Origin of the sequence: Rheinheimera sediminis (genome assembly GCF_004005375.1) — a bacterium.
Taxonomy (GTDB): domain Bacteria; phylum Pseudomonadota; class Gammaproteobacteria; order Enterobacterales; family Alteromonadaceae; genus Pararheinheimera.
Genome location: NZ_RZUF01000035.1, coordinates 1 through 18,574 on the forward strand (window position 1 = coordinate 1; position 18,574 = coordinate 18,574).

Genomic DNA, 18,574 nt, shown 5'->3' on the forward strand with positions numbered 1-18,574 from the left:
AAGTACTGGTTTAATAATCAGCACTTGAAAAAGGCCCTTCGGGGCCTTTTTTTTACCTCAATTTCAGCGATCTCCTGATTGTCTGCGGTTCAATACAAAGTCTCTAGGGCCTTTGCGGAATTATTCAAACGTATGTTTGAATTTGCACAGTGAACGTGCTAGAACTAACTCATCCGACCATTGAGGGTTTTTAAGGAGAGTTATTGTGAGTCATTATCAGGCGCCGCTAGGCGATATGTCCTTCCAATTATTTGATGTCTGGCAAGTTCAACAGTTTTGGCAACAACAAGCCGAGTTAGCTGAACTGATAGATACAGATACTGCCGCTGCCATTTTAGAAGAAGCCGCAAAAATTACCGCTGAAAAAATCGCACCTTTAGCGGCCGCTGCAGACGAGCAAGGTGTGTCTTGTGTTTCTGGCGAAGTAACAACTCCATCTCATTATAAAGAGTGCTATCAGTTGCTGTGTGAAGGTGGTTGGACGGGATTGTCCGGCGATCCTGAATATGGGGGCATGGGCATGCCAAAAAGTTTATCGGGTTTGTACGATGAGATGATGTGCAGCGCAGATATCGCGTTTTCTTTATACCCAGGGCTTACATCAGGTGCTTGTGTAGCTTTATTGCAACATGCCGATGAAGCAACCAAAGCTTTGTATCTACCAAAGTTATATAGCGGTGAATGGTCTGGCACTATGTGTCTGACAGAATCTCATGCCGGTTCAGATTTAGGGATTATGCGCAGTAAAGCTGAACCTGTAGGCGATGGTAGTTACCGTATAAGCGGCGAAAAAATCTTTATCACAGCAGGTGAGCATGACCTGACAGAAAACATCATTCATTTAGTGCTGGCTAAATTGCCGGATGCGCCAGCTGGTAGCCGTGGTATTTCGTTATTCCTTGTGCCTAAGTTTAAAGTCGATGCCGCTGGCAACTTGGGCGAGCGTAATAGCCTGATTTGTAGTTCAGTTGAACATAAAATGGGTATTCATGGTTCTGCCACTTGTGTGATGAACTTTGATGGCGCCGAAGGCTACCTGATTGGTGAGCCACATAAAGGCCTGGTTTGTATGTTTACCATGATGAACTATGAACGTTTGGCGATGGGCAGTCAGGGCTTAGGTGCAGCAGAGCGTGCTTACCAGAATGCACTGTCCTACGCCAATGATCGTCTTCAAGGCAGAACTGCTACTAAAGACAGCAATAAAGCCGACGCAATTATTGGCCATCCTGACGTCAAACGTATGCTGCTCAATATCAGTAGCATCAATGAAGCGGGCAGGGCCTTCAGTGTCTATGTCGGTCATCTGCTTGATCAAGCCAAATTTGGTCATGATGCCAAAGCTCAGGCTCGAGCTAATTTACTGACACCTGTGACTAAAGCCTTTATGACAGACCGGGGTTTGGATGCTTGTGTCACAGCTCAGCAGGTCTTTGGTGGCCACGGCTACATCCGTGAATGGGGCATGGAGCAGTTGGTCCGTGATGTACGAATCGCACAGATTTATGAAGGCACAAACGGCATTCAGGCTGCAGATTTTATGCTGCGTAAAGTGGCCTCGGATCAAGGTGCTGTGGTGTTAGGTCTGATACGTGAGTTAACTGCAGGATTATCAGGTTCAGCAACAAAACAAATTGCAGCAGCAGCCGGGCGTTTTGAATCAGCAACCCAATCTTTATTAGAGCGGGCTAAAACTCAACCTGAATTATTGTCTTGGGTAGCCAATGACTATCTGGATTTAACAGGTTATCTGCTTTACGGCTTTATGTGGGACAAGATGGAAGCTGCGTTAGATACCGAAAAACACAGCGAAGATTTTATCCAGTCGAAGCAACTCAAAGCTAAGTTTTACTACAGCAGAGTGTTGCCTCGTATCGAAAGCCTGTTCAGCCTGATTGAACAGTTCCCTGCGGAGTTATCATCAGCAGAACCAAAGCTGTTCTGACTACCGTTTAAATTTTTACCTGATCATAAAACTGTCCCTGCTGTTTAATTATTCAGCAGGGGTTGTCTTTCTCAATCAGTTGAGTATAATGCGCGGCCAGCCATGATTTTGGCAGGCGGTTAACCAGCAATTGAATTGGTTAACGACAACAGTGCTCCCGATTGGGGAGCAAACGTTACATTGGTGCAGGGGCATTCTTCCATTTATTGATGGGTCAGAAAGCTTCTGTTTTATTTTGCTCTTTTTGCTCTTTGAGGCTTTGGTTTATGAGTAATCAAAGGATTCGCATCCGTCTGAAAGCGTTCGATCACCGTTTGATCGATCAGTCAACTATGGAAATCGTTGACACAGCTAAGCGTACGGGCGCGCAGGTTCGTGGTCCTATCCCACTTCCGACTCGCCAGGAACGTTTCACTGTATTGATTTCTCCTCACGTGAATAAAGATGCACGTGACCAGTACGAAATCCGTACCCACAAGCGTTTAATCGACATCGTTGAACCAACAGAAAAGACTGTTGATGCTCTGATGCGTTTAGATCTGCCTGCTGGCGTTGACGTTCAAATCAGCCTGGGCTAATCAGACAGGTTTTTAGAGAGGTTTAGGATATGGCTATCGGTCTAATCGGTCGTAAAGTGGGCATGACTCGCATCTTCACTGAAGATGGCGTATCAATCCCAGTAACCGTAATCGAAGCAACACCAAACCGCGTTACTGCCATTAAAACGCAAGACGTTCATGGCTATAGCGCATTGCAAGTGACTGCTGGCACAGTGAAGGCTTCTCGCCTGAACAAGCCAGACGCTGGTCAGTTTGCAAAAGCTGGTGTCGAAGCTGGTCGTGGTCTGTGGGAATTCCGCCTGCAAGATAACGAAGGTGCTGACATCACTGTTGGTAGCGAGATTACTGTTGAAGTTTTCGCAGAGACGAAAAAAGTTGATGTCGTCGGTACATCAAAAGGTAAAGGTTTTGCCGGTACTGTAAAGCGCTGGAACTTCCGTACTCAGGATATGACTCACGGTAACTCTTTATCTCACCGTGCACCAGGTTCGATTGGTCAAAACCAATCACCAGGTAAAGTATTCAAAGGTAAAAAAATGGCCGGACACATGGGTGCCGAGCGTGTAACAGTCCAGTCTCTGGAAGTTGTACGTGTAGACGCAGCACGCAACATCCTGTTAGTGAAGGGCGCTGTCCCTGGTGCTATCGGTGGTGATGTGATTGTTAAACCTGCTGTCAAAGGCTAACGTCTGGAGGAGATGAGTGATGGAATTAGCATTAAGAGACGCTAACGGCGTTCTTGAAGTTTCCGAAGCTACCTTTGGACGTGAGTTCAACGAAGCATTGGTACACCAGGTAGTAGTTGCATATGCAGCTGGTGCCCGTCAAGGTACACGTGCTCAACTGACACGTTCAGAAGTACGCGGTGGCGGTAAGAAGCCATGGCGCCAGAAGGGTACAGGTCGTGCCCGTGCTGGTACAATCCGTAGCCCAATATGGCGTGGCGGTGGTGTGACGTTTGCGGCTAAGCCACAAGATCACAGCCAGAAAGTAAACAGAAAGATGTATCGTGGCGCGATCATGAGCATTTTGTCTGAATTAGTTCGTCAAGAACGTTTAATCGTAGTTGAAAACTTTGTTGTTGAAACTCCGAAAACGAAAGAACTAACAGCTAAGTTAAAAGCGATGGAACTGAAAGACGTTTTAATCGTGACTGACGAAGTTGACGAAAACCTGTTCTTATCTGCACGCAACCTGTACAAGGTTGACGTACGTGATGTTCACGGTATCGACCCAGTCAGCTTAATCGCCTTCGACAAAGTTGTAATGACTGCTGCTGCAGTTAAACAAATCGAGGAGATGCTAGCATGATCCGTGAAGAACGTTTACTGAAAGTGATTCTGGCTCCGCACGTGTCTGAAAAGAGCACCATTGCGGCAGAAACCAACAACACTATCGTGTTCAAAGTAGCTACTACTGCTACTAAAGCTGACATCAAAGCTGCTGTTCAAAAATTATTTGAAGTAGAAGTTGTTGGTGTTCGCACTGTTAACGTTAAGGGTAAGACTAAGCGCACTGGTATGCGTACTGGTCAACGTAGCGATTGGAAAAAAGCTTACGTTACTCTTAAAGAAGGCAGCGAACTTGATTTTGTCGGCGGCGCTGAGTAATTAGAGGAGTTAGGAAATGGCACTTGTAAAGTGTAAACCTACGTCACCTGGTCGTCGTCACGTCTTAAAAGTCGTGAACCCTGACCTGCACAAAGGCAAGCCTTACGCTCCTTTGTTAGAGAAGAATACTAAAACTGGTGGTCGTAACAACCACGGTCGTATTACTACTCGCCATATCGGTGGTGGTCATAAGCAACACTACCGTCTGGTTGATTTTAAACGTAATAAAGATGGTATCCCTGCTAAAGTTGAGCGTCTGGAATACGATCCAAACCGTACTGCTAACATCGCTCTGGTGTTGTATGCAGACGGCGAGCGTCGTTACATCCTGGCACCAAAAGGTTTAAAAGCGGGTGATACGGTACAGTCAGGCTTAGATTCACCAATTAAATCTGGTAATACTATGCCACTGCGCAACATCCCAGTGGGCCAAATCGTCCACAACGTCGAATTGAAGCCTGGTAAAGGCGGCCAATTAATGCGTTCAGCTGGTGCATTTGCCCAGATCCTGGCGCGTGACGGCGCGTACGTTACTCTGCGTTTACGCAGTGGTGAAATGCGCAAAGTTCTGGCTGACTGCCGTGCAACTATCGGCGAGATCGGCAACGCCGAACACATGCTGCGTCAATACGGTAAAGCCGGTGCGATGCGTTGGCGCGGTATCCGCCCAACAGTGCGTGGTGTGGTAATGAACCCGGTTGACCACCCTCACGGTGGTGGTGAAGGTAAAACTTCAGGTGGACGTCACCCTGTTACTCCATGGGGCGTTCCGACCAAAGGTTACAAAACCCGTTCGAACAAGCGTACTGACAAGTTCATTGTCCGTCGTCGTGACAAATAATTTAATGTGAGGAATTGCCATGCCACGTTCTCTCAAGAAAGGTCCATTTATCGACCTTCACTTGTTGAAGAAGGTAGAGAAAGCGTTGGAAAGCGGTGACAAGAAGCCAATTAAGACTTGGAGCCGTCGTTCAATGATCATTCCACAAATGATCGGTTTGACCATCGCTGTCCATAATGGTCGTCAGCATGTACCAGTACTTGTCTCTGAAGAGATGGTTGGTCACAAGTTAGGTGAGTTCTCACCTACTCGTACTTACCGTGGTCACGCAGCCGACAAAAAGGCCAAGAAGCGCTAAGGGGTAAATAATGGAAGCATTAGCTAAACACAAATTTGCCCGTTCTTCTGCACAGAAAGCTCGTTTGGTCGCTGACCAAATCCGTGGTCTGTCAGTTGATAAGGCGTTGAATGTTTTAACTTACAGCCCTAAAAAAGCGGCTGAGTTAGTTAAAAAGGTTCTTTTATCAGCCATTGCGAACGCAGAACACAACGAAGGTGCCGATATCGACACTTTAAAAGTGAAAACTGTGTTTGTTGACGAAGGTCCGTCAATGAAGCGGATTAAGCCACGTGCCAAAGGCCGTGCTGACCGTATCGTCAAGCGTACCAGCCACATTACTGTGGTTGTAGCTGATAACTAGGAGTGAGAAATGGGACAGAAAGTACATCCTACTGGTATTCGCCTAGGTATCACTAAGCCTTGGAGCTCAACCTGGTACGCGAATACAAAAGACTTCCCGGACTTCCTGGTTGGTGACTTTAAAGTTCGTCAGTATCTGACAAAAGAACTGAAAGCCGCTTCAGTAAGCCGGATCGATATCGAACGTCCTGCGAAAAGCATCCGTGTGACTATTCACACTGCTCGTCCAGGCGTGATCATCGGTAAAAAAGGTGAAGACGTTGAGAAACTGCGCAAAGCCGTAGCGACTATCGCTGGTGTGCCTGCTCAGATCAATATTTCTGAAATCCGTAAGCCGGAATTAGATGCCAAATTAGTTGCTGACTCTATCAGCAGCCAGCTGGAACGCCGTGTAATGTTCCGTCGCGCTATGAAGCGTGCGGTACAGAACGCTATGCGTTTGGGCGCTAAAGGTATCAAAGTTCAGGTCAGCGGCCGTTTAGGCGGTGCTGAGATTGCTCGTGATGAATGGTATCGTGAAGGCCGTGTGCCACTGCACACTCTGCGTGCTGACATCGATTACTCAACATCAGAAGCTTTAACTACTTACGGTATCATTGGTGTGAAAGTTTGGATTTTCAAAGGCGAGATCTTAGGAGCTATGCCATTGAACAACAACGCGAACGCCAACAACGACAAACAGCCTAAGGCGCCGAAAAAACCGGCTCCTCGCAAGGCTAAGTAGGAGTATTGAGCGATGTTGCAACCAAAACGTACTAAATTTCGTAAAGTGCACAAAGGACGTAACCGTGGCTTAGCGCTGGTAGGCGATAAAGTCAGCTTCGGTACTTATGCACTTAAAGCAGTTGAACGTGGTCAAATGACTTCACGTCAAATCGAATCTGCACGTCGTGCCATGACTCGTGCCGTTAAACGTGTTGGTAAAATCTGGATCCGCGTGTTCCCAGACAAACCAATGACGGAAAAGCCACTCGAAGTTCGTATGGGTAGTGGTAAAGGTAGCGTGGAATATTGGGTTTGCCAGATTAAACCTGGTAAAGTCCTCTATGAAATGGACGGTGTGTCGGAAGAACTGGCACGTCACGCGTTTACGCTGGCAGCTGCTAAGCTTCCATTTAAGACAACCTTTGTAACGCGGACGGTATTGTAATGAAAGCAAGCGAACTGAAAGTAAAAAGCGTTGAAGAGTTAAACGCTGAATTACTGGGCTTATTACGTGAGCAGTTTAATCTGCGCATGCAAGCAGCTACAGGTCAGCTGGCTCAGACTCATTTGTTAAAACAAGTGCGTCGCGATATCGCGCGTGTTAAGACTATCTTAACCGAGAAGGCAGGTGCCTAATGAGCGAAAAAAACACCCGTACCCTGCAAGGTAAAGTGATCAGCAACAAGATGGACAAGTCTATTACTGTTGCTATCGAACGTAACGTGAAGCACCCAATCTACGGGAAATTCATCACACGTACTACCAAACTGCACGTACATGACGAAGCAAACCAGTGTAAAGAAGGTGACATCGTGACTATTCGCGAATGTCGTCCTCTGTCCAAGACTAAGTCATGGACTCTGGTTTCCGTTGTCGAATCTGCATCTTAATGAATTAAGATGTAAGCGAAAACGGCCCCTTCGGGGCCGTTTTTTTCTCGTTCGACTAAAGGCTACCATTTGTACAAAAGTGCTGTTATAATCACGCGCCCTTTTGTTGGGGGTAGTTTATAGTCGAAAGCAGCGTAACCCGAGAGGGTTATAGTAGTGGAATAGCGGAGCACTAAGATGATCCAGATGCAATCTATGCTGGAAGTCGCAGACAACAGCGGCGCGCGCAGCGTAATGTGTATTAAGGTCTTAGGTGGTTCGCATCGCCGTTATGCAGCAATTGGTGATGTTATCAAGATCACCGTTAAGGAAGCAATTCCTCGCGGTAAGGTCAAAAAAGGTGACGTTCTGAATGCTGTGGTGGTGCGTACACGCAAAGGCGTACGCCGTCAGGACGGGTCAGTAATCCGTTTTGATCGCAATGCAGCTGTGTTGTTAAACAACAAGCTGGAACCGATCGGTACACGTATTTTTGGACCGGTAACGCGCGAACTTCGTGGCGATAAGTTCATGAAGATCGTATCCCTGGCCCCAGAAGTACTGTAAGGAGTCACAATGGCTAATAAAATCCGTCGTGATGATGAGGTTATTGTTCTTACTGGTAAGGACAAAGGCAAAACTGGCAAGGTTCTGAAAGTGTTAGTAGCTGAAGACCGTGTATATGTTTCTGGCATTAATTTTGTTAAGAAACACCAGAAGCCAATCCCAGCGTTGAACACCCCAGGTGGCATCGTTGAGAAAGAAGCCTCAATTCACGTTTCAAATGTAGCGATCTTCAATCCAAAAACTGGAAAGGCTGATCGTGTAGGTTTCCGTTTTGAAGATGGCAAGAAAGTTCGCTTCTTCAAATCGAATAACGAAGTAATTTAATTGCTATTGGAGTAATACGATGGCGAAACTGCATGAAATTTATAAAGACACCGTAGTTCCAGAACTGTTTAAACAGTTCGGCTACACGAGCGTCATGCAAGTCCCTCGGATTGTTAAAATCACACTGAACATGGGTGTGGGTGAAGCAGTAGCTGATAAAAAGATCCTTGATAACGCAGTAGCAGATTTAACTGCTATCTCTGGCCAAAAGCCATTGGTTACTAAGGCTCGTAAATCAGTAGCTGGTTTCAAAATCCGTGAAGGCTACCCTATTGGTGCAAAAGTTACACTGCGTGGCGAGCGTATGTGGGATTTCTTAGAGCGTTTAGTATCTATTGCTATTCCTCGTATCCGCGATTTCCGCGGTGTGAATCCTAAGTCGTTTGACGGCCGTGGTAACTACAGCATGGGCGTTCGTGAGCAAATCATATTCCCTGAAATCGATTACGATAAAGTAGACGCGGTACGTGGTTTAGATATCACTATCACTACTACGGCTCGTACTGATGATGAAGGGCGTGCATTACTTGCCGCGTTTAACTTCCCATTCAAGAAATAAGGTGTAGGGTCATGGCAAAACAATCAATGAAAGCGCGTGAAGCAAAGCGTGCAGTACTGGTAGCCAAATACGCTGAGCAACGTCATGCACTGAGAGATCTGATTGCAAATCCGGCGACTTCTGACGAAGACCGTTGGGCAGCAGTTCTGAAGTTGCAGTCGTTACCGCGTGATTCAAGCCCTTCGCGTCAACGTAATCGTTGTCGTGTAACAGGTCGTCCTCACGGTTATCTTCGCAAGTTCGGCATGAGCCGGATCAAGGTACGTGAAGCAGCGATGCGCGGTGAAATTCCTGGCCTTCGTAAGGCTAGCTGGTAAGAATCACGGGAGTAACAGCTATGAGCATGCAAGATCCAGTAGCGGATATGTTTACTCGCATCCGCAACGGCCAAGCTGCCAAAAAGTTTGCGGTTAAGATGCCATCTTCAAAAATGAAGGTTGCCATCGCGAAAGTATTAAAAGACGAAGGTTACATCGAAGATTTCGTTGTATCTGCTGATGTTAAGGCAGAGTTGGAAGTTACATTAAAGTATTTCCAGGGCAAATCAGTAATTGAAACTATCGATCGTGTTAGCCGTCCAGGCCTGCGTATCTATAAGAAACGCGGCGAGTTACCAAAAGTAATGGGTGGTTTAGGTGTAGCTATTGTTTCTACGTCTAAAGGGCTAATGACTGACCGTGCCGCGCGCAAGGTTGGTATCGGTGGTGAAATCATCGGCTATGTAGCGTAACGGAGGGTAACTATGTCTCGTGTTGCTAAGGCCCCCGTCACGGTTCCTGCAGGTGTAACAATTACACTGAATGGCCAAAACCTGACAGTAAAGGGTAAAAATGGCGAGTTAACGTTGAACGTTAACCCTGCAGTCGAAGTTGTTATTGAAGGTGACGTACTGCGTACTAATCCTCGTGACGGCATCGCAAACGCTGACGCACAAGCGGGTACCGCTCGCGCGTTGATCAACAATTTGGTGATTGGTGTGACCGAAGGTTACACGCAAAAACTGGAATTGGTTGGTGTTGGTTACCGTGCAAAAGCAGAAGGCAAGGTATTAAACCTGAGCTTAGGCTTTTCTCACCCAGTTGCTTTCGAGGTGCCAGCTGGTATCACGATCGAAACTCCTTCTCAAACAGAAGTGTTGGTGAAAGGTTCTGACAAGCAATTAGTTGGTCAAGTTGCTGCAAACATCCGCGCGTACCGTAAACCAGAGCCTTATAAAGGTAAAGGTGTTCGCTACGCTAACGAAAACGTGCGTCGTAAAGAAGCGAAGAAAAAGTAGGGTAGGACGATGGATAAGAAACTTGCTCGTCTGCGCCGCGCTAAACGCGTTCGCAGAACAATTATCGAACAAGGTGCGAACCGCTTGGTTGTACATCGTACACCACGTCACATTTACGCCCAGCTTATCGCACCAAATGCTGAAGTGATTGTTGCTGCTTCCACTGTTGAAGCTTCAATCCGTGAATCATTGAAGTACACTGGCAATATCGACGCTGCTAAAGCTGTAGGTAAGGCAATTGCTGAACGTGCAGTGGCTAAAGGCGTCAGTAAATGTGCTTTTGACCGTAGCGGTTTCCAGTATCACGGTCGTGTACAGGCATTAGCTGATGCGGCGCGTGAAGCCGGTCTTCAATTCTAGGAGTAGATCATGGCTAACGTAGAAGCTAAACAACAATCTGATTTACAAGAGAAGCTGGTTGCTGTTAACCGTGTTTCCAAAGTTGTTAAAGGTGGCCGGATTTTCTCCTTCACCGCTTTAACAGTAGTTGGTGACGGTAATGGTCGTATCGGTTTCGGTTACGGTAAAGCGCGCGAAGTTCCAGCTGCTATTCAAAAAGCAATGGAAAAAGCTCGTCGTAACATGACTCAAGTTGAGTTAAACGGTAACACTCTTCACCACCCGGTAAAAGGTATCCACGCTGGTTCCAACGTGTATATGCAACCGGCGTCTGAAGGTACTGGTATCATCGCCGGTGGCGCAATGCGCGCAGTGTTAGAAGTAGCAGGTGTACAGAACGTTCTGTCTAAATGCTACGGCTCAACCAACCCAATCAACGTAGTTCGCGCTACTATCAACGCCCTGTCAGCGATCAAATCGCCAGCTCAGGTTGCTGCGAAGCGTGGTTTACGCGTTGACGACATTCTGGGGTAATTTGCCATGTCTAAAAAGACTGTAACAGTAACCCAAACTAAGTCCAGCATCGGTCGTTTACCGAAGCATAAAGCGACTTTAGTTGGTTTAGGCTTACGCCGTATCGGTCACACTGTAACACTGGAAGATACACCTTCAGTGCGCGGTATGATCAACACTGTGTATTACATGGTTAAAGTGGAGGAGTAATAAATGTTTTTAAATACGTTATCTCCTGCACCAGGTGCTAAAAAAGAGAAACGCCGTTTAGGTCGTGGTATCGGTTCTGGCTTAGGCAAGACCGGTGGCCGTGGTCACAAAGGTTTGAAATCTCGCTCAGGCGGTAAAGTACGTCCAGGTTTCGAAGGCGGTCAAATGCCTCTGAAACAACGTCTGCCTAAGTTTGGTTTTACATCACGTAAAGGCTTAGTATCTGCTGAAGTTCGTTTACACGAGCTGACAGCCGTAGCTGGTGATGTAGCTGATTTAGCAAGCCTGATGGAAGCTAATATCATCTCTCGTATCGTTAAGTTCGCTAAAGTTGTGTTATCAGGTGAGATCACTCGCCCAATAACAGTTAAAGGCTTAAGCGTGACTAAAGGTGCGCGTGCTGCGATTGAAGCCGCTGGCGGCAAAGTCGAAGAATAATAAGGATAGTACGCGATGGCAAAACCAGGTTCGGATACAAAAAGTGCAAAAGGCGGCTTCGGCGAGCTGAAGTCTCGTCTGTTGTTCGTACTTTTGGCCATAATCGTGTTTCGGTTAGGCTCATTTGTGCCAATTCCTGGAATTGACGCCGCCGTGCTAGCTCAATTATTCGAGCAACAAAAAGGCACCATCGTTGAGATGTTTAACATGTTCAGCGGTGGCGCCCTTGAGCGTGCATCTGTATTTGCACTTGGCATTATGCCTTATATTTCTGCTTCTATTATTGTTCAGCTGTTAACCGTGGTTCATCCCGCGCTGGCTGAATTGAAGAAGGAAGGCGAGGCAGGCAAGCGTAAGATAAATCAGTATACACGTTACGGTACCTTAGGATTGGCAATAGTCCAGGCGATCGGTATTTCTACCGGTTTGCCAAACCTGATGCCGGGTTTAGTAGTAAACCCTGGTATTGGTTTTACAATTACTGCTGTCATCAGTTTGGTCACTGGTACCATGTTTTTAATGTGGTTAGGTGAACAAATTACTGAGCGCGGTATTGGTAATGGTATTTCGTTGCTGATTTTCACCGGTATTGTTGCTGGCTTCCCGTCTGCCATTGGCCAGACGATTGAGCAGGCACGTCAAGGCGATTTGCACTTTTTGCTTTTATTAGCTATTGGAGCTATTGTTGTTGCGGTTACCTGGTTCGTTGTTTTCTTCGAACGTGGTCAACGTCGCATTGTGGTTAACTACGCCAAACGCCAACAAGGCCGTCAGGTATTTGCTGCTCAAAGCAGTCACTTACCTCTGAAGGTCAATATGGCTGGTGTAATACCACCAATCTTTGCTTCAAGCATAATCCTGTTCCCTGGTACAATTGCCAGCTGGTTTGGGTCAGGCGAAGGTATGGTTGCTAACTTCCTGCAGGAAGTGGCGTTAACTTTATCTCCGGGTCAGCCGTTGTATATGGTTTTATATGCTGCTGCGATCATCTTTTTCTGTTTCTTCTATACTGCGTTGGTGTTCAACCCACGTGATACAGCAGACAACCTGAAAAAGTCTGGTGCCTTTATCCCTGGTATTCGTCCTGGTGAGCAGACATCTAAATACATTGATAAAGTAATGACACGTTTAACCTTAGCTGGCGCAGCGTATATCACCTTTATCTGTTTGGTTCCTGAGTTCATGATGGTTGCATGGAACGTGCAATTTTACTTCGGCGGTACATCTTTACTGATTATCGTAGTAGTTATTATGGACTTTATGGCACAGGTACAAACCCATCTGATGTCTCATCAGTATGAGTCGGTACTTAAAAAGGCAAATCTTAAGGGCTACGGCCGTTAAGGTAATTTTGCGGAGTTAAGTCATGAAAGTACGAGCTTCCGTTAAGAAGATCTGCCGTAACTGCAAAGTTATCAAGCGCAACAATGTTGTGCGTGTAATTTGTGTAGAGCCTAAGCACAAGCAACGTCAAGGCTAACAGCAGAAAAAATTATAGGTCAGGGCTAGACTTTTTTGTCTAGCCCCGACTTATTGTTGCAATATGGCCGCCGTTTGAGTATCCTTACGGGCTTTTCAAATCGGCACCCTTTTAATCTTTTATAGGAGAACGTTAGTGGCCCGTATCGCTGGCATTAACATCCCCGATAATAAACATGCTGTCATCTCTTTGACGTATGTTTTTGGTATCGGTAAAACCCGCTCTAAAGCTATCTTAGCTGCAGTGGGTATTGAAGAAACTCGCAAAATCTCTTCTTTGTCTGACGCAGAGCTTGACTCTCTTCGTGACGAAGTAGGTAAGTACACTGTTGAAGGTGACTTACGTCGTGAGATTACATTAAACATTAAACGTTTGATGGACCTGGGTTGTTACCGTGGTTTACGCCACCGTCGTAGTCTGCCTGTTCGTGGTCAGCGCACTAAAACTAATGCGCGTACCCGCAAGGGCCCACGCAAAGCTATTAAGAAATAGGACGGGGTAAAACATGGCTAAAGCACCAGTTCGTACTCGTAAAAGAGTAAAAAAGCAAGTTTCTGACGGTATGGCTCATATCCATGCCTCTTTCAACAACACCATAGTCACGATCACTGATCGCCAGGGTAACGCTCTTTGCTGGGCAACTGCTGGTGGTTCTGGTTTCCGTGGTTCGCGTAAGTCTACGCCGTTCGCTGCACAGGTTGCTGCTGAGCGTGCTGGTACTGCCGCGTTAGAATATGGTCTGAAGAACCTTGAAGTGTTTGTAAATGGTCCAGGCCCAGGCCGCGAATCAGCGATTCGTGCTCTGAACGCAGCTGGCTACCGCATTACAAATATCACCGACGTGACGCCAATTCCACACAATGGTTGCCGTCCACCGAAAAAACGTCGCGTGTAACAAGCGCTTCTAGGATTATTGGAGAAAGAAGATGGCAAGATATTTGGGTCCTAAGCTCAAGTTAAGTCGTCGCGAAGGCACAGATTTGTTCCTGAAAAGCGGCGTTAGAGCAATTGATTCAAAGTGTAATTTAACTACTGCTCCTGGTCAGCACGGCGCTCGTCGCGGTCGTTTATCAGACTACGGTTTACAATTACGCGAAAAACAAAAAGTACGTCGTATTTATGGCGTATTAGAGAAGCAGTTCCGTAACTATTACAAAGAAGCTGCTCGTTTGAAAGGTAACACTGGCGAAAACTTACTTCAGTTACTCGAAGGCCGTTTAGACAACGTGGTTTATCGCATGGGTTTAGCTAGCACGCGTGCAGAAGCACGTCAGTTAGTTAGCCACAAAGCTATTATGATTAATGGTGCTGTGGTAAACATCCCATCTTACGCTGTGTCACCTGATCAAGTCATCGCTGTTCGTGAGAAAGCGAAGAAGCAAGCGCGTATCGTTGCTGCTTTAGAGATTTCTGAACAACGCGAAAAACCAACTTGGATCGAAATCGATACCAAGAAAATGGAAGGCGTTTTCAAACGTGTTCCAGAGCGTTCAGACTTGTCTGCAGACATCAACGAACAGTTAATCGTCGAGCTTTACTCTAAGTAGTAAGGCGTTTTCTTAAGAGAGGATAAAATGCAGGGTTCTGTCACCGAATTCCTTAAGCCGAGATTAGTTGGTATCGAAAAAATCAACCCAACTCGTGCCAAAGTTACTTTGGAACCACTTGAGCGCGGTTTCGGGCATACCTTGGGCAACGCGTTGCGTCGTATTTTACTTTCGTCTATGCCAGGTTGTGCAGTGACTGAAGTAGAGATCGACGGCGTTCTTCATGAGTACAGCGCCAAAGAAGGTGTTCAGGAAGATATCATTGATATTCTACTGAACCTGAAAGGTTTAGCCGTCCGCTTGGAAGACAAAGACGAAGTCACTCTGACTTTAACTAAGAAAGGTGCTGGCCCTGTAACTGCTGGTGATATCCAGCGTGGTGACGGTGTAGTGATCGTTAACCCAGAGCACGTAATATGCAACCTGACTGGCGAAACTGAATTCAGTATGCGCCTGAAAGTTGAACGTGGTCGTGGTTATGTTCCTGCTTCGGCCCGCGTATCCTCAGAGGATGACGAACGTCCAATTGGTCGTCTGTTACTGGACGCATCTTTCAGCCCGGTAGAGCGTATTGCCTACTCAGTTGAAGCTGCTCGTGTAGAACAGCGTACTGACCTGGACAAACTAGTTATCGACATGGAAACCAATGGCACAGTAGAGCCAGAGGAAGCAATTCGTCGTGCTGCGACTATTTTAGCTGAACAGCTGGAATTCTTCGTAGAATTACGCGACAAGAGCGAGCCAGAAAAACGTGAAGAGAAGCCGGAGTTTGATCCGATTCTGTTACGTCCAGTTGATGATCTAGAATTAACAGTTCGTTCTGCTAACTGCTTAAAAGCAGAGCAGATACAGTACATCGGTGATCTGGTACAACGTACTGAGGTTGAGTTGCTGAAAACGCCAAACCTTGGTAAAAAGTCGCTTACCGAAATCAAAGACGTGTTGGCTTCACGCGGTTTATCTTTAGGCATGCGCCTGGAAAACTGGCCGCCAGCAAGTTTGGTAAATAAAGACTAACCAGATTCCAGTTCCTGGTTTAGTAAGAAGGAATAGATCATGCGCCATCGCAAGAGTGGTCGTCAGTTAAACCGGAACAGCAGTCACCGTACTGCAATGTTCCGCAACATGGCTAGCTCGTTGGTGAAGCACGAAATCATCAAAACGACTCTGCCAAAAGCAAAAGAGTTACGTCGCGTAATCGAACCTCTGATTACACTGGCGAAAAATGATAGCGTTGCAAACCGCCGTTTAGCTTTTGCTCGTACACGTGATAAAGAAGTAGTTGGTTTGTTATTTAACGTGTTAGGTCCACGTTATAACGCCCGTCCAGGTGGTTACACTCGTATTCTGAAGTGTGGCTTCCGTGCTGGCGACAACGCACCAATGGCTTATATCGAGTTAGTAGACCGTCCAGAAGTGGCCGGCGCTGCATTACCAGCTGAAGAAACAGCAGCTGAGTAAGTGATACTCCAAATAAAGAGGCCAGCGCAAGCTGGCCTTTTTTTTATCTGAATTTTTTGATGGACAGAAAGATAGATCTGAGCACGAAAACTTTAGTTTAAACATTGCGAATCTGCATTCAGCACGGAGTGGATCTAGTGTCACTGACCTCTAAGGTTTTGACTGATGGAATGCTGGTTTAATCTATGCAGTGGCAAGCCATGTGCAAACACACCACAGCCCATCACCAGCAGCAAGGTCAGCAGGTACAAAGGCAAAGTTTGCCACTGCACTATTGTAGCCTGTCGTGCTGTATCGCCAGAGTTCAGAACGCCAGCTAACCATGAAGAAAACAATGTGTCACACACTACAATCAGCAGACTGGCAAGCAGCAAGCTGCTTAGTAGTACCTTTCGGTAGTCCCGGCCCGATTCCAGCACTATATGTCTGTATTCTGCACCCAATGCCAATTTAATACTAAACTCCGTTTGCCGTAGTTGCAGATTGTAGTGCATTACACCGATCAGCCCGATACAAGACAGAAACACTGTAAAGACAGCAAGACTGATAGCGCCTAGCAGTATTATTTTTTGTGGAAAATAGAGCTTTGCTACTTCATCTTTCAGTTGGCTGAAATCTGTCAGTGCGAACTGGCTGTCTGTTTGCTGCAACATCTTTATCATATTTTCTTTGCTGAAGGTTGCTCCAGGTTCTAATTTGATCAGCAGCCATAACGCAGTACCAAGGTTAGTGATATAGAAACGCGGTGGCGTCATCTCATATCCAGGCAACTGGATGTCTTCAGTGACACCAACAATGCTAAAGGGCGTTTGCTCAATATCCAGCTGGATGCGTTTGCCCAGTACCTGCTGAAAATCATCTGTCTGAGCGCTATCTCCGATCAACTTGCGGGCAAAAGTACGGTTGACTATCATTTTCGGAGAATGCCCCGCTTTAATGTCATCTGCAACAAAACCTTGACCAGAGAGCAGGGCTTGTTCTGTCAGATTAAAATAATATTGATCGACATTACGATGAAAAGGATAAAAACGTCTGCCGCTGCCTATCTCTGTGGCCGACATCTGAAATCTGTCCACCAGAGGGCTGTATGTAAAGCTGACCTCCTCTACACCGGGTTGTTGACGTAGATGTTCTGCCATCTCTGCTACCTTAGGTGCGTATGAATTCCAGCCCTTCCAGTCGAGTGTGGTCACTGAAAACTCGACCTGCAACAAAGGATCTGCGTTAAAACCTAAAGGCCGTTGCAATTTTTGTATTGCATCCTGTACCAGTAAACTGCTTAAAAACACCAGTAAAATGGCGCTGCTGATTTGCAGAAGAATAAAACTCTGGCGAAAGACTTTCGGAATTTGCACACCGGCGCCTTTGCCATTGCTTTGTAAAGCACGGCTTAGTTGTTGATAACGCACAGTGCGTACTGACAAGGACGCGATGATAAAAGCCAATACAATTGCCACCAGCACAGCGCACCCCATACTAAATGCAGTGATCCGCAACTCGCTACTGCGGGGGATTTCACTGCCAAACCAGTGCAGCAGCGCATGAAAACAACCACTGGCCAATATTAGCCCGAGCATTACAGATAGCAGCATCACAAACAATGCTTCAGCAAAGAGTTGTTGCCAAAGCTGGCGGCGGCGAGCCCCTAAAGCCGCGCGTATCGCCAGTTGCTTTTGCAGCAGCATCAGCCGCGACAAAAACAAATTAAGAATATTGGTGGTCGCAATCAATAACAAAGCTGCTGCTGCCACTATCAACAAAAAGATCAGATTGCCACTGTTGGCAGTCAGAGCCGATTTCAAGGATTGTAGCTGTAGTTGCACCTGCCAGCCTGCGAAATTCTTTTCACCAGCCAGTTGTTCGGCAAATTCATGTTGCGCTAGTGGCGTCAGTGCCGCCAATTGCAAGTCCAGAGTTGCTGACTCACCCTTTAGTAACAGAGCACTGTGGTCGTCGGCCAGATGCCAGCTTCCTTTAAAATCGCTATTGTTGTAATCCCATGGCAACCATAAGTCCACCGTAGGCAGACCCGAATGAAGCCGGGGCGGCACAAAAGCAGCTGCCACTACACCCAACACCGGATGAGACACACCATTAATACTGAGTTTTTGACTGAGAACATCGGGTCTTTGTTCAAATAACAACTGCCAGGCCCGATAACTGATGATCACACCCGGGTTCATTGCTCCTGGCAATTGTGCTTCACTAAAATCCTGCCCTAGCAGTAAAGGCATGCCAAGCATCTGTGGCAGTTCAGGGGTGATATAGCCAGTACTTAGTCTTGGTTGGCGAGGGTCAGACATCACAGTTTCCAGCGTCAGATGCAGCAATGCCTGTTGGAATGTCGCAGTTTCAGCTATTTTTTGCTCAGGTTGTTGCCATTGCCGAAGTTGCTTGTATAGCTTTTCTGCTGCAGGGTGCAGTACTGCAGAGGATTGCAGTACCGCACTTGCATCCAGCCGCTGGTACTGTAGTACCTGTAGCTGTTCTGCTTGCGGGTAGGGCAGAGGTTTTATCAGCAGCACATAAGCATAGGTAAGCACCAGTAAAAATACACCACTTGCTATACCCATGGTGGCTGTGACCGTGGTCAGGAAACTTTTATCACGCAGCACAGAAGCTGCGCTGCTACGAAACCAATAATACAACTGCATGGGCTGGTGCTCCTGTGTCAATTAACGGCCTGACCA

Annotated in this window: 30 protein-coding genes; 29 read left to right on the forward strand and 1 reads right to left on the reverse strand. The window is 46.7% G+C overall.

Features of this window, described 5'->3' with window-relative positions:
* Positions 1-205 precede the first annotated feature (205 nt).
* From EMM73_RS18060 to rplQ, 29 genes are all read left to right on the forward strand, one after another.
* Complete coding sequence (locus EMM73_RS18060; protein ID WP_127688200.1) at positions 206-1,945, forward strand: acyl-CoA dehydrogenase family protein; 1,740 nt, start codon at positions 206-208, stop codon at positions 1,943-1,945.
* 266 nt (positions 1,946-2,211) lie between these two features.
* Positions 2,212-2,523 carry a 30S ribosomal protein S10 gene (gene rpsJ, locus EMM73_RS18065; protein ID WP_008899121.1) on the forward strand — a complete coding sequence of 104 codons (312 nt, stop codon included), beginning with the start codon at positions 2,212-2,214 and terminating at the stop codon, positions 2,521-2,523.
* A gap of 29 nt (positions 2,524-2,552) precedes the next feature.
* Positions 2,553-3,191, forward strand: a complete 639-nt coding sequence (gene rplC / locus EMM73_RS18070; protein WP_008899120.1) for a 50S ribosomal protein L3 — start codon at positions 2,553-2,555, stop codon at positions 3,189-3,191.
* A 19-nt stretch (positions 3,192-3,210) separates the two neighbouring features.
* Entirely contained in the window at positions 3,211-3,816 is a 606-nt protein-coding gene (gene rplD, locus EMM73_RS18075) for a 50S ribosomal protein L4 (RefSeq protein WP_127688201.1), read from the forward strand.
* On the forward strand, positions 3,813-4,115 hold the full coding sequence (gene rplW / locus EMM73_RS18080) for a 50S ribosomal protein L23 (protein WP_008899118.1): 303 nt from the start codon (positions 3,813-3,815) through the stop codon (positions 4,113-4,115). The genes rplD and rplW overlap by 4 nt, the downstream gene beginning before the upstream one ends.
* Positions 4,116-4,131: 16 nt before the next feature.
* On the forward strand, positions 4,132-4,956 hold the full coding sequence (gene rplB / locus EMM73_RS18085; protein ID WP_127688202.1) for a 50S ribosomal protein L2: 825 nt from the start codon (positions 4,132-4,134) through the stop codon (positions 4,954-4,956).
* 19 nt (positions 4,957-4,975) lie between these two features.
* A complete protein-coding gene (gene rpsS, locus EMM73_RS18090) occupies positions 4,976-5,254 on the forward strand; it encodes a 30S ribosomal protein S19 (protein WP_053426061.1) in 279 nt (92 codons plus the stop codon).
* Positions 5,255-5,264: 10 nt separating this feature from the next.
* Entirely contained in the window at positions 5,265-5,597 is a 333-nt protein-coding gene (gene rplV / locus EMM73_RS18095; RefSeq protein ID WP_053426062.1) for a 50S ribosomal protein L22, read from the forward strand.
* Positions 5,598-5,606: 9 nt separating this feature from the next.
* Complete coding sequence (rpsC, locus tag EMM73_RS18100; RefSeq protein WP_008899114.1) at positions 5,607-6,320, forward strand: 30S ribosomal protein S3; 714 nt, start codon at positions 5,607-5,609, stop codon at positions 6,318-6,320.
* Between the two features lie 12 nt (positions 6,321-6,332).
* Positions 6,333-6,746, forward strand: a complete 414-nt coding sequence (gene rplP / locus EMM73_RS18105) for a 50S ribosomal protein L16 (protein WP_008899113.1) — start codon at positions 6,333-6,335, stop codon at positions 6,744-6,746.
* On the forward strand, positions 6,746-6,937 hold the full coding sequence (gene rpmC, locus EMM73_RS18110; protein ID WP_008899112.1) for a 50S ribosomal protein L29: 192 nt from the start codon (positions 6,746-6,748) through the stop codon (positions 6,935-6,937). The genes rplP and rpmC overlap by 1 nt, the downstream gene beginning before the upstream one ends.
* On the forward strand, positions 6,937-7,191 hold the full coding sequence (gene rpsQ, locus EMM73_RS18115) for a 30S ribosomal protein S17 (RefSeq protein WP_127688203.1): 255 nt from the start codon (positions 6,937-6,939) through the stop codon (positions 7,189-7,191). The genes rpmC and rpsQ overlap by 1 nt, the downstream gene beginning before the upstream one ends.
* A 177-nt stretch (positions 7,192-7,368) precedes the next feature.
* Positions 7,369-7,737: a 50S ribosomal protein L14 gene (gene rplN, locus EMM73_RS18120; protein ID WP_127688204.1), complete on the forward strand. Its 369-nt coding sequence runs from the start codon at positions 7,369-7,371 to the stop codon at positions 7,735-7,737.
* A 9-nt stretch (positions 7,738-7,746) separates the two neighbouring features.
* Positions 7,747-8,061, forward strand: a complete 315-nt coding sequence (rplX, locus tag EMM73_RS18125; protein ID WP_127688205.1) for a 50S ribosomal protein L24 — start codon at positions 7,747-7,749, stop codon at positions 8,059-8,061.
* Positions 8,062-8,080: 19 nt separating this feature from the next.
* Positions 8,081-8,620 carry a 50S ribosomal protein L5 gene (rplE, locus tag EMM73_RS18130; protein WP_127688206.1) on the forward strand — a complete coding sequence of 180 codons (540 nt, stop codon included), beginning with the start codon at positions 8,081-8,083 and terminating at the stop codon, positions 8,618-8,620.
* Positions 8,621-8,631: 11 nt separating this feature from the next.
* Positions 8,632-8,937 (forward strand): 30S ribosomal protein S14, encoded by a 306-nt coding sequence (rpsN, locus tag EMM73_RS18135; protein ID WP_053426069.1) that lies wholly within the window; start codon positions 8,632-8,634, stop codon positions 8,935-8,937.
* 20 nt (positions 8,938-8,957) lie between these two features.
* A complete protein-coding gene (rpsH, locus tag EMM73_RS18140; protein ID WP_008899106.1) occupies positions 8,958-9,350 on the forward strand; it encodes a 30S ribosomal protein S8 in 393 nt (130 codons plus the stop codon).
* 12 nt (positions 9,351-9,362) lie between these two features.
* Positions 9,363-9,896: a 50S ribosomal protein L6 gene (gene rplF, locus EMM73_RS18145; protein WP_127688207.1), complete on the forward strand. Its 534-nt coding sequence runs from the start codon at positions 9,363-9,365 to the stop codon at positions 9,894-9,896.
* A 9-nt stretch (positions 9,897-9,905) separates the two neighbouring features.
* Positions 9,906-10,256, forward strand: a complete 351-nt coding sequence (rplR, locus tag EMM73_RS18150; RefSeq protein WP_127688208.1) for a 50S ribosomal protein L18 — start codon at positions 9,906-9,908, stop codon at positions 10,254-10,256.
* 9 nt (positions 10,257-10,265) lie between these two features.
* The gene (rpsE, locus tag EMM73_RS18155) at positions 10,266-10,769 is read left to right on the forward strand and encodes a 30S ribosomal protein S5 (protein WP_008899103.1); all 504 of its coding nucleotides are present in this window, start codon (positions 10,266-10,268) and stop codon (positions 10,767-10,769) included.
* 6 nt (positions 10,770-10,775) lie between these two features.
* Positions 10,776-10,958, forward strand: coding sequence for a 50S ribosomal protein L30 (gene rpmD / locus EMM73_RS18160; RefSeq protein ID WP_053426073.1), 183 nt, complete (start codon positions 10,776-10,778; stop codon positions 10,956-10,958).
* Between the two features lie 3 nt (positions 10,959-10,961).
* Positions 10,962-11,396, forward strand: coding sequence for a 50S ribosomal protein L15 (rplO, locus tag EMM73_RS18165; protein WP_127019518.1), 435 nt, complete (start codon positions 10,962-10,964; stop codon positions 11,394-11,396).
* Between the two features lie 15 nt (positions 11,397-11,411).
* Positions 11,412-12,740 carry a preprotein translocase subunit SecY gene (gene secY, locus EMM73_RS18170; protein ID WP_127688209.1) on the forward strand — a complete coding sequence of 443 codons (1,329 nt, stop codon included), beginning with the start codon at positions 11,412-11,414 and terminating at the stop codon, positions 12,738-12,740.
* A gap of 22 nt (positions 12,741-12,762) precedes the next feature.
* Positions 12,763-12,876 carry a 50S ribosomal protein L36 gene (gene rpmJ, locus EMM73_RS18175; RefSeq protein WP_082335860.1) on the forward strand — a complete coding sequence of 38 codons (114 nt, stop codon included), beginning with the start codon at positions 12,763-12,765 and terminating at the stop codon, positions 12,874-12,876.
* A 135-nt stretch (positions 12,877-13,011) separates the two neighbouring features.
* A complete protein-coding gene (gene rpsM / locus EMM73_RS18180; RefSeq protein WP_040555062.1) occupies positions 13,012-13,368 on the forward strand; it encodes a 30S ribosomal protein S13 in 357 nt (118 codons plus the stop codon).
* 13 nt (positions 13,369-13,381) lie between these two features.
* Positions 13,382-13,771, forward strand: a complete 390-nt coding sequence (rpsK, locus tag EMM73_RS18185; protein WP_008899098.1) for a 30S ribosomal protein S11 — start codon at positions 13,382-13,384, stop codon at positions 13,769-13,771.
* A gap of 31 nt (positions 13,772-13,802) precedes the next feature.
* The gene (rpsD, locus tag EMM73_RS18190; protein ID WP_127688210.1) at positions 13,803-14,423 is read left to right on the forward strand and encodes a 30S ribosomal protein S4; all 621 of its coding nucleotides are present in this window, start codon (positions 13,803-13,805) and stop codon (positions 14,421-14,423) included.
* Positions 14,424-14,450: 27 nt separating this feature from the next.
* Complete coding sequence (locus EMM73_RS18195) at positions 14,451-15,440, forward strand: DNA-directed RNA polymerase subunit alpha (RefSeq protein WP_008899096.1); 990 nt, start codon at positions 14,451-14,453, stop codon at positions 15,438-15,440.
* Between the two features lie 39 nt (positions 15,441-15,479).
* On the forward strand, positions 15,480-15,884 hold the full coding sequence (gene rplQ, locus EMM73_RS18200) for a 50S ribosomal protein L17 (protein ID WP_008899095.1): 405 nt from the start codon (positions 15,480-15,482) through the stop codon (positions 15,882-15,884).
* A gap of 140 nt (positions 15,885-16,024) precedes the next feature.
* Here rplQ and EMM73_RS18205 read toward each other — a convergent pair whose 3' ends face one another.
* Positions 16,025-18,538, reverse strand: a complete 2,514-nt coding sequence (locus EMM73_RS18205; protein ID WP_127688211.1) for an ABC transporter permease — start codon at positions 18,536-18,538, stop codon at positions 16,025-16,027.
* Positions 18,539-18,574 lie beyond the last annotated feature (36 nt).

What these genes read in the sequence shown, in the direction of transcription:
- rplP (WP_008899113.1), top strand. Translation starts at nt 6,333, where the DNA reads ATGTTGCAACCAAAACGTACTAAATTTCGTAAAGTGCACAAAGGACGT.
- EMM73_RS18195 (WP_008899096.1), top strand. Translation starts at nt 14,451, where the DNA reads ATGCAGGGTTCTGTCACCGAATTCCTTAAGCCGAGATTAGTTGGTATC.
- EMM73_RS18205 (WP_127688211.1), bottom strand. Translation starts at nt 18,538, where the DNA reads ATGCAGTTGTATTATTGGTTTCGTAGCAGCGCAGCTTCTGTGCTGCGT.
- rplR (WP_127688208.1), top strand. Translation starts at nt 9,906, where the DNA reads ATGGATAAGAAACTTGCTCGTCTGCGCCGCGCTAAACGCGTTCGCAGA.
- rplE (WP_127688206.1), top strand. Translation starts at nt 8,081, where the DNA reads ATGGCGAAACTGCATGAAATTTATAAAGACACCGTAGTTCCAGAACTG.
- rplO (WP_127019518.1), top strand. Translation starts at nt 10,962, where the DNA reads ATGTTTTTAAATACGTTATCTCCTGCACCAGGTGCTAAAAAAGAGAAA.
- rpsS (WP_053426061.1), top strand. Translation starts at nt 4,976, where the DNA reads ATGCCACGTTCTCTCAAGAAAGGTCCATTTATCGACCTTCACTTGTTG.
- rpsD (WP_127688210.1), top strand. Translation starts at nt 13,803, where the DNA reads ATGGCAAGATATTTGGGTCCTAAGCTCAAGTTAAGTCGTCGCGAAGGC.
- rpmD (WP_053426073.1), top strand. Translation starts at nt 10,776, where the DNA reads ATGTCTAAAAAGACTGTAACAGTAACCCAAACTAAGTCCAGCATCGGT.
- rpsE (WP_008899103.1), top strand. Translation starts at nt 10,266, where the DNA reads ATGGCTAACGTAGAAGCTAAACAACAATCTGATTTACAAGAGAAGCTG.
- rplV (WP_053426062.1), top strand. Translation starts at nt 5,265, where the DNA reads ATGGAAGCATTAGCTAAACACAAATTTGCCCGTTCTTCTGCACAGAAA.
- rpmC (WP_008899112.1), top strand. Translation starts at nt 6,746, where the DNA reads ATGAAAGCAAGCGAACTGAAAGTAAAAAGCGTTGAAGAGTTAAACGCT.
- rplQ (WP_008899095.1), top strand. Translation starts at nt 15,480, where the DNA reads ATGCGCCATCGCAAGAGTGGTCGTCAGTTAAACCGGAACAGCAGTCAC.
- rplW (WP_008899118.1), top strand. Translation starts at nt 3,813, where the DNA reads ATGATCCGTGAAGAACGTTTACTGAAAGTGATTCTGGCTCCGCACGTG.
- rpsQ (WP_127688203.1), top strand. Translation starts at nt 6,937, where the DNA reads ATGAGCGAAAAAAACACCCGTACCCTGCAAGGTAAAGTGATCAGCAAC.
- rplN (WP_127688204.1), top strand. Translation starts at nt 7,369, where the DNA reads ATGATCCAGATGCAATCTATGCTGGAAGTCGCAGACAACAGCGGCGCG.
- rpsJ (WP_008899121.1), top strand. Translation starts at nt 2,212, where the DNA reads ATGAGTAATCAAAGGATTCGCATCCGTCTGAAAGCGTTCGATCACCGT.
- rpmJ (WP_082335860.1), top strand. Translation starts at nt 12,763, where the DNA reads ATGAAAGTACGAGCTTCCGTTAAGAAGATCTGCCGTAACTGCAAAGTT.
- rplC (WP_008899120.1), top strand. Translation starts at nt 2,553, where the DNA reads ATGGCTATCGGTCTAATCGGTCGTAAAGTGGGCATGACTCGCATCTTC.
- rplF (WP_127688207.1), top strand. Translation starts at nt 9,363, where the DNA reads ATGTCTCGTGTTGCTAAGGCCCCCGTCACGGTTCCTGCAGGTGTAACA.
- rplD (WP_127688201.1), top strand. Translation starts at nt 3,211, where the DNA reads ATGGAATTAGCATTAAGAGACGCTAACGGCGTTCTTGAAGTTTCCGAA.
- rpsK (WP_008899098.1), top strand. Translation starts at nt 13,382, where the DNA reads ATGGCTAAAGCACCAGTTCGTACTCGTAAAAGAGTAAAAAAGCAAGTT.
- rplB (WP_127688202.1), top strand. Translation starts at nt 4,132, where the DNA reads ATGGCACTTGTAAAGTGTAAACCTACGTCACCTGGTCGTCGTCACGTC.
- rpsH (WP_008899106.1), top strand. Translation starts at nt 8,958, where the DNA reads ATGAGCATGCAAGATCCAGTAGCGGATATGTTTACTCGCATCCGCAAC.
- rpsN (WP_053426069.1), top strand. Translation starts at nt 8,632, where the DNA reads ATGGCAAAACAATCAATGAAAGCGCGTGAAGCAAAGCGTGCAGTACTG.
- rpsC (WP_008899114.1), top strand. Translation starts at nt 5,607, where the DNA reads ATGGGACAGAAAGTACATCCTACTGGTATTCGCCTAGGTATCACTAAG.
- secY (WP_127688209.1), top strand. Translation starts at nt 11,412, where the DNA reads ATGGCAAAACCAGGTTCGGATACAAAAAGTGCAAAAGGCGGCTTCGGC.
- rplX (WP_127688205.1), top strand. Translation starts at nt 7,747, where the DNA reads ATGGCTAATAAAATCCGTCGTGATGATGAGGTTATTGTTCTTACTGGT.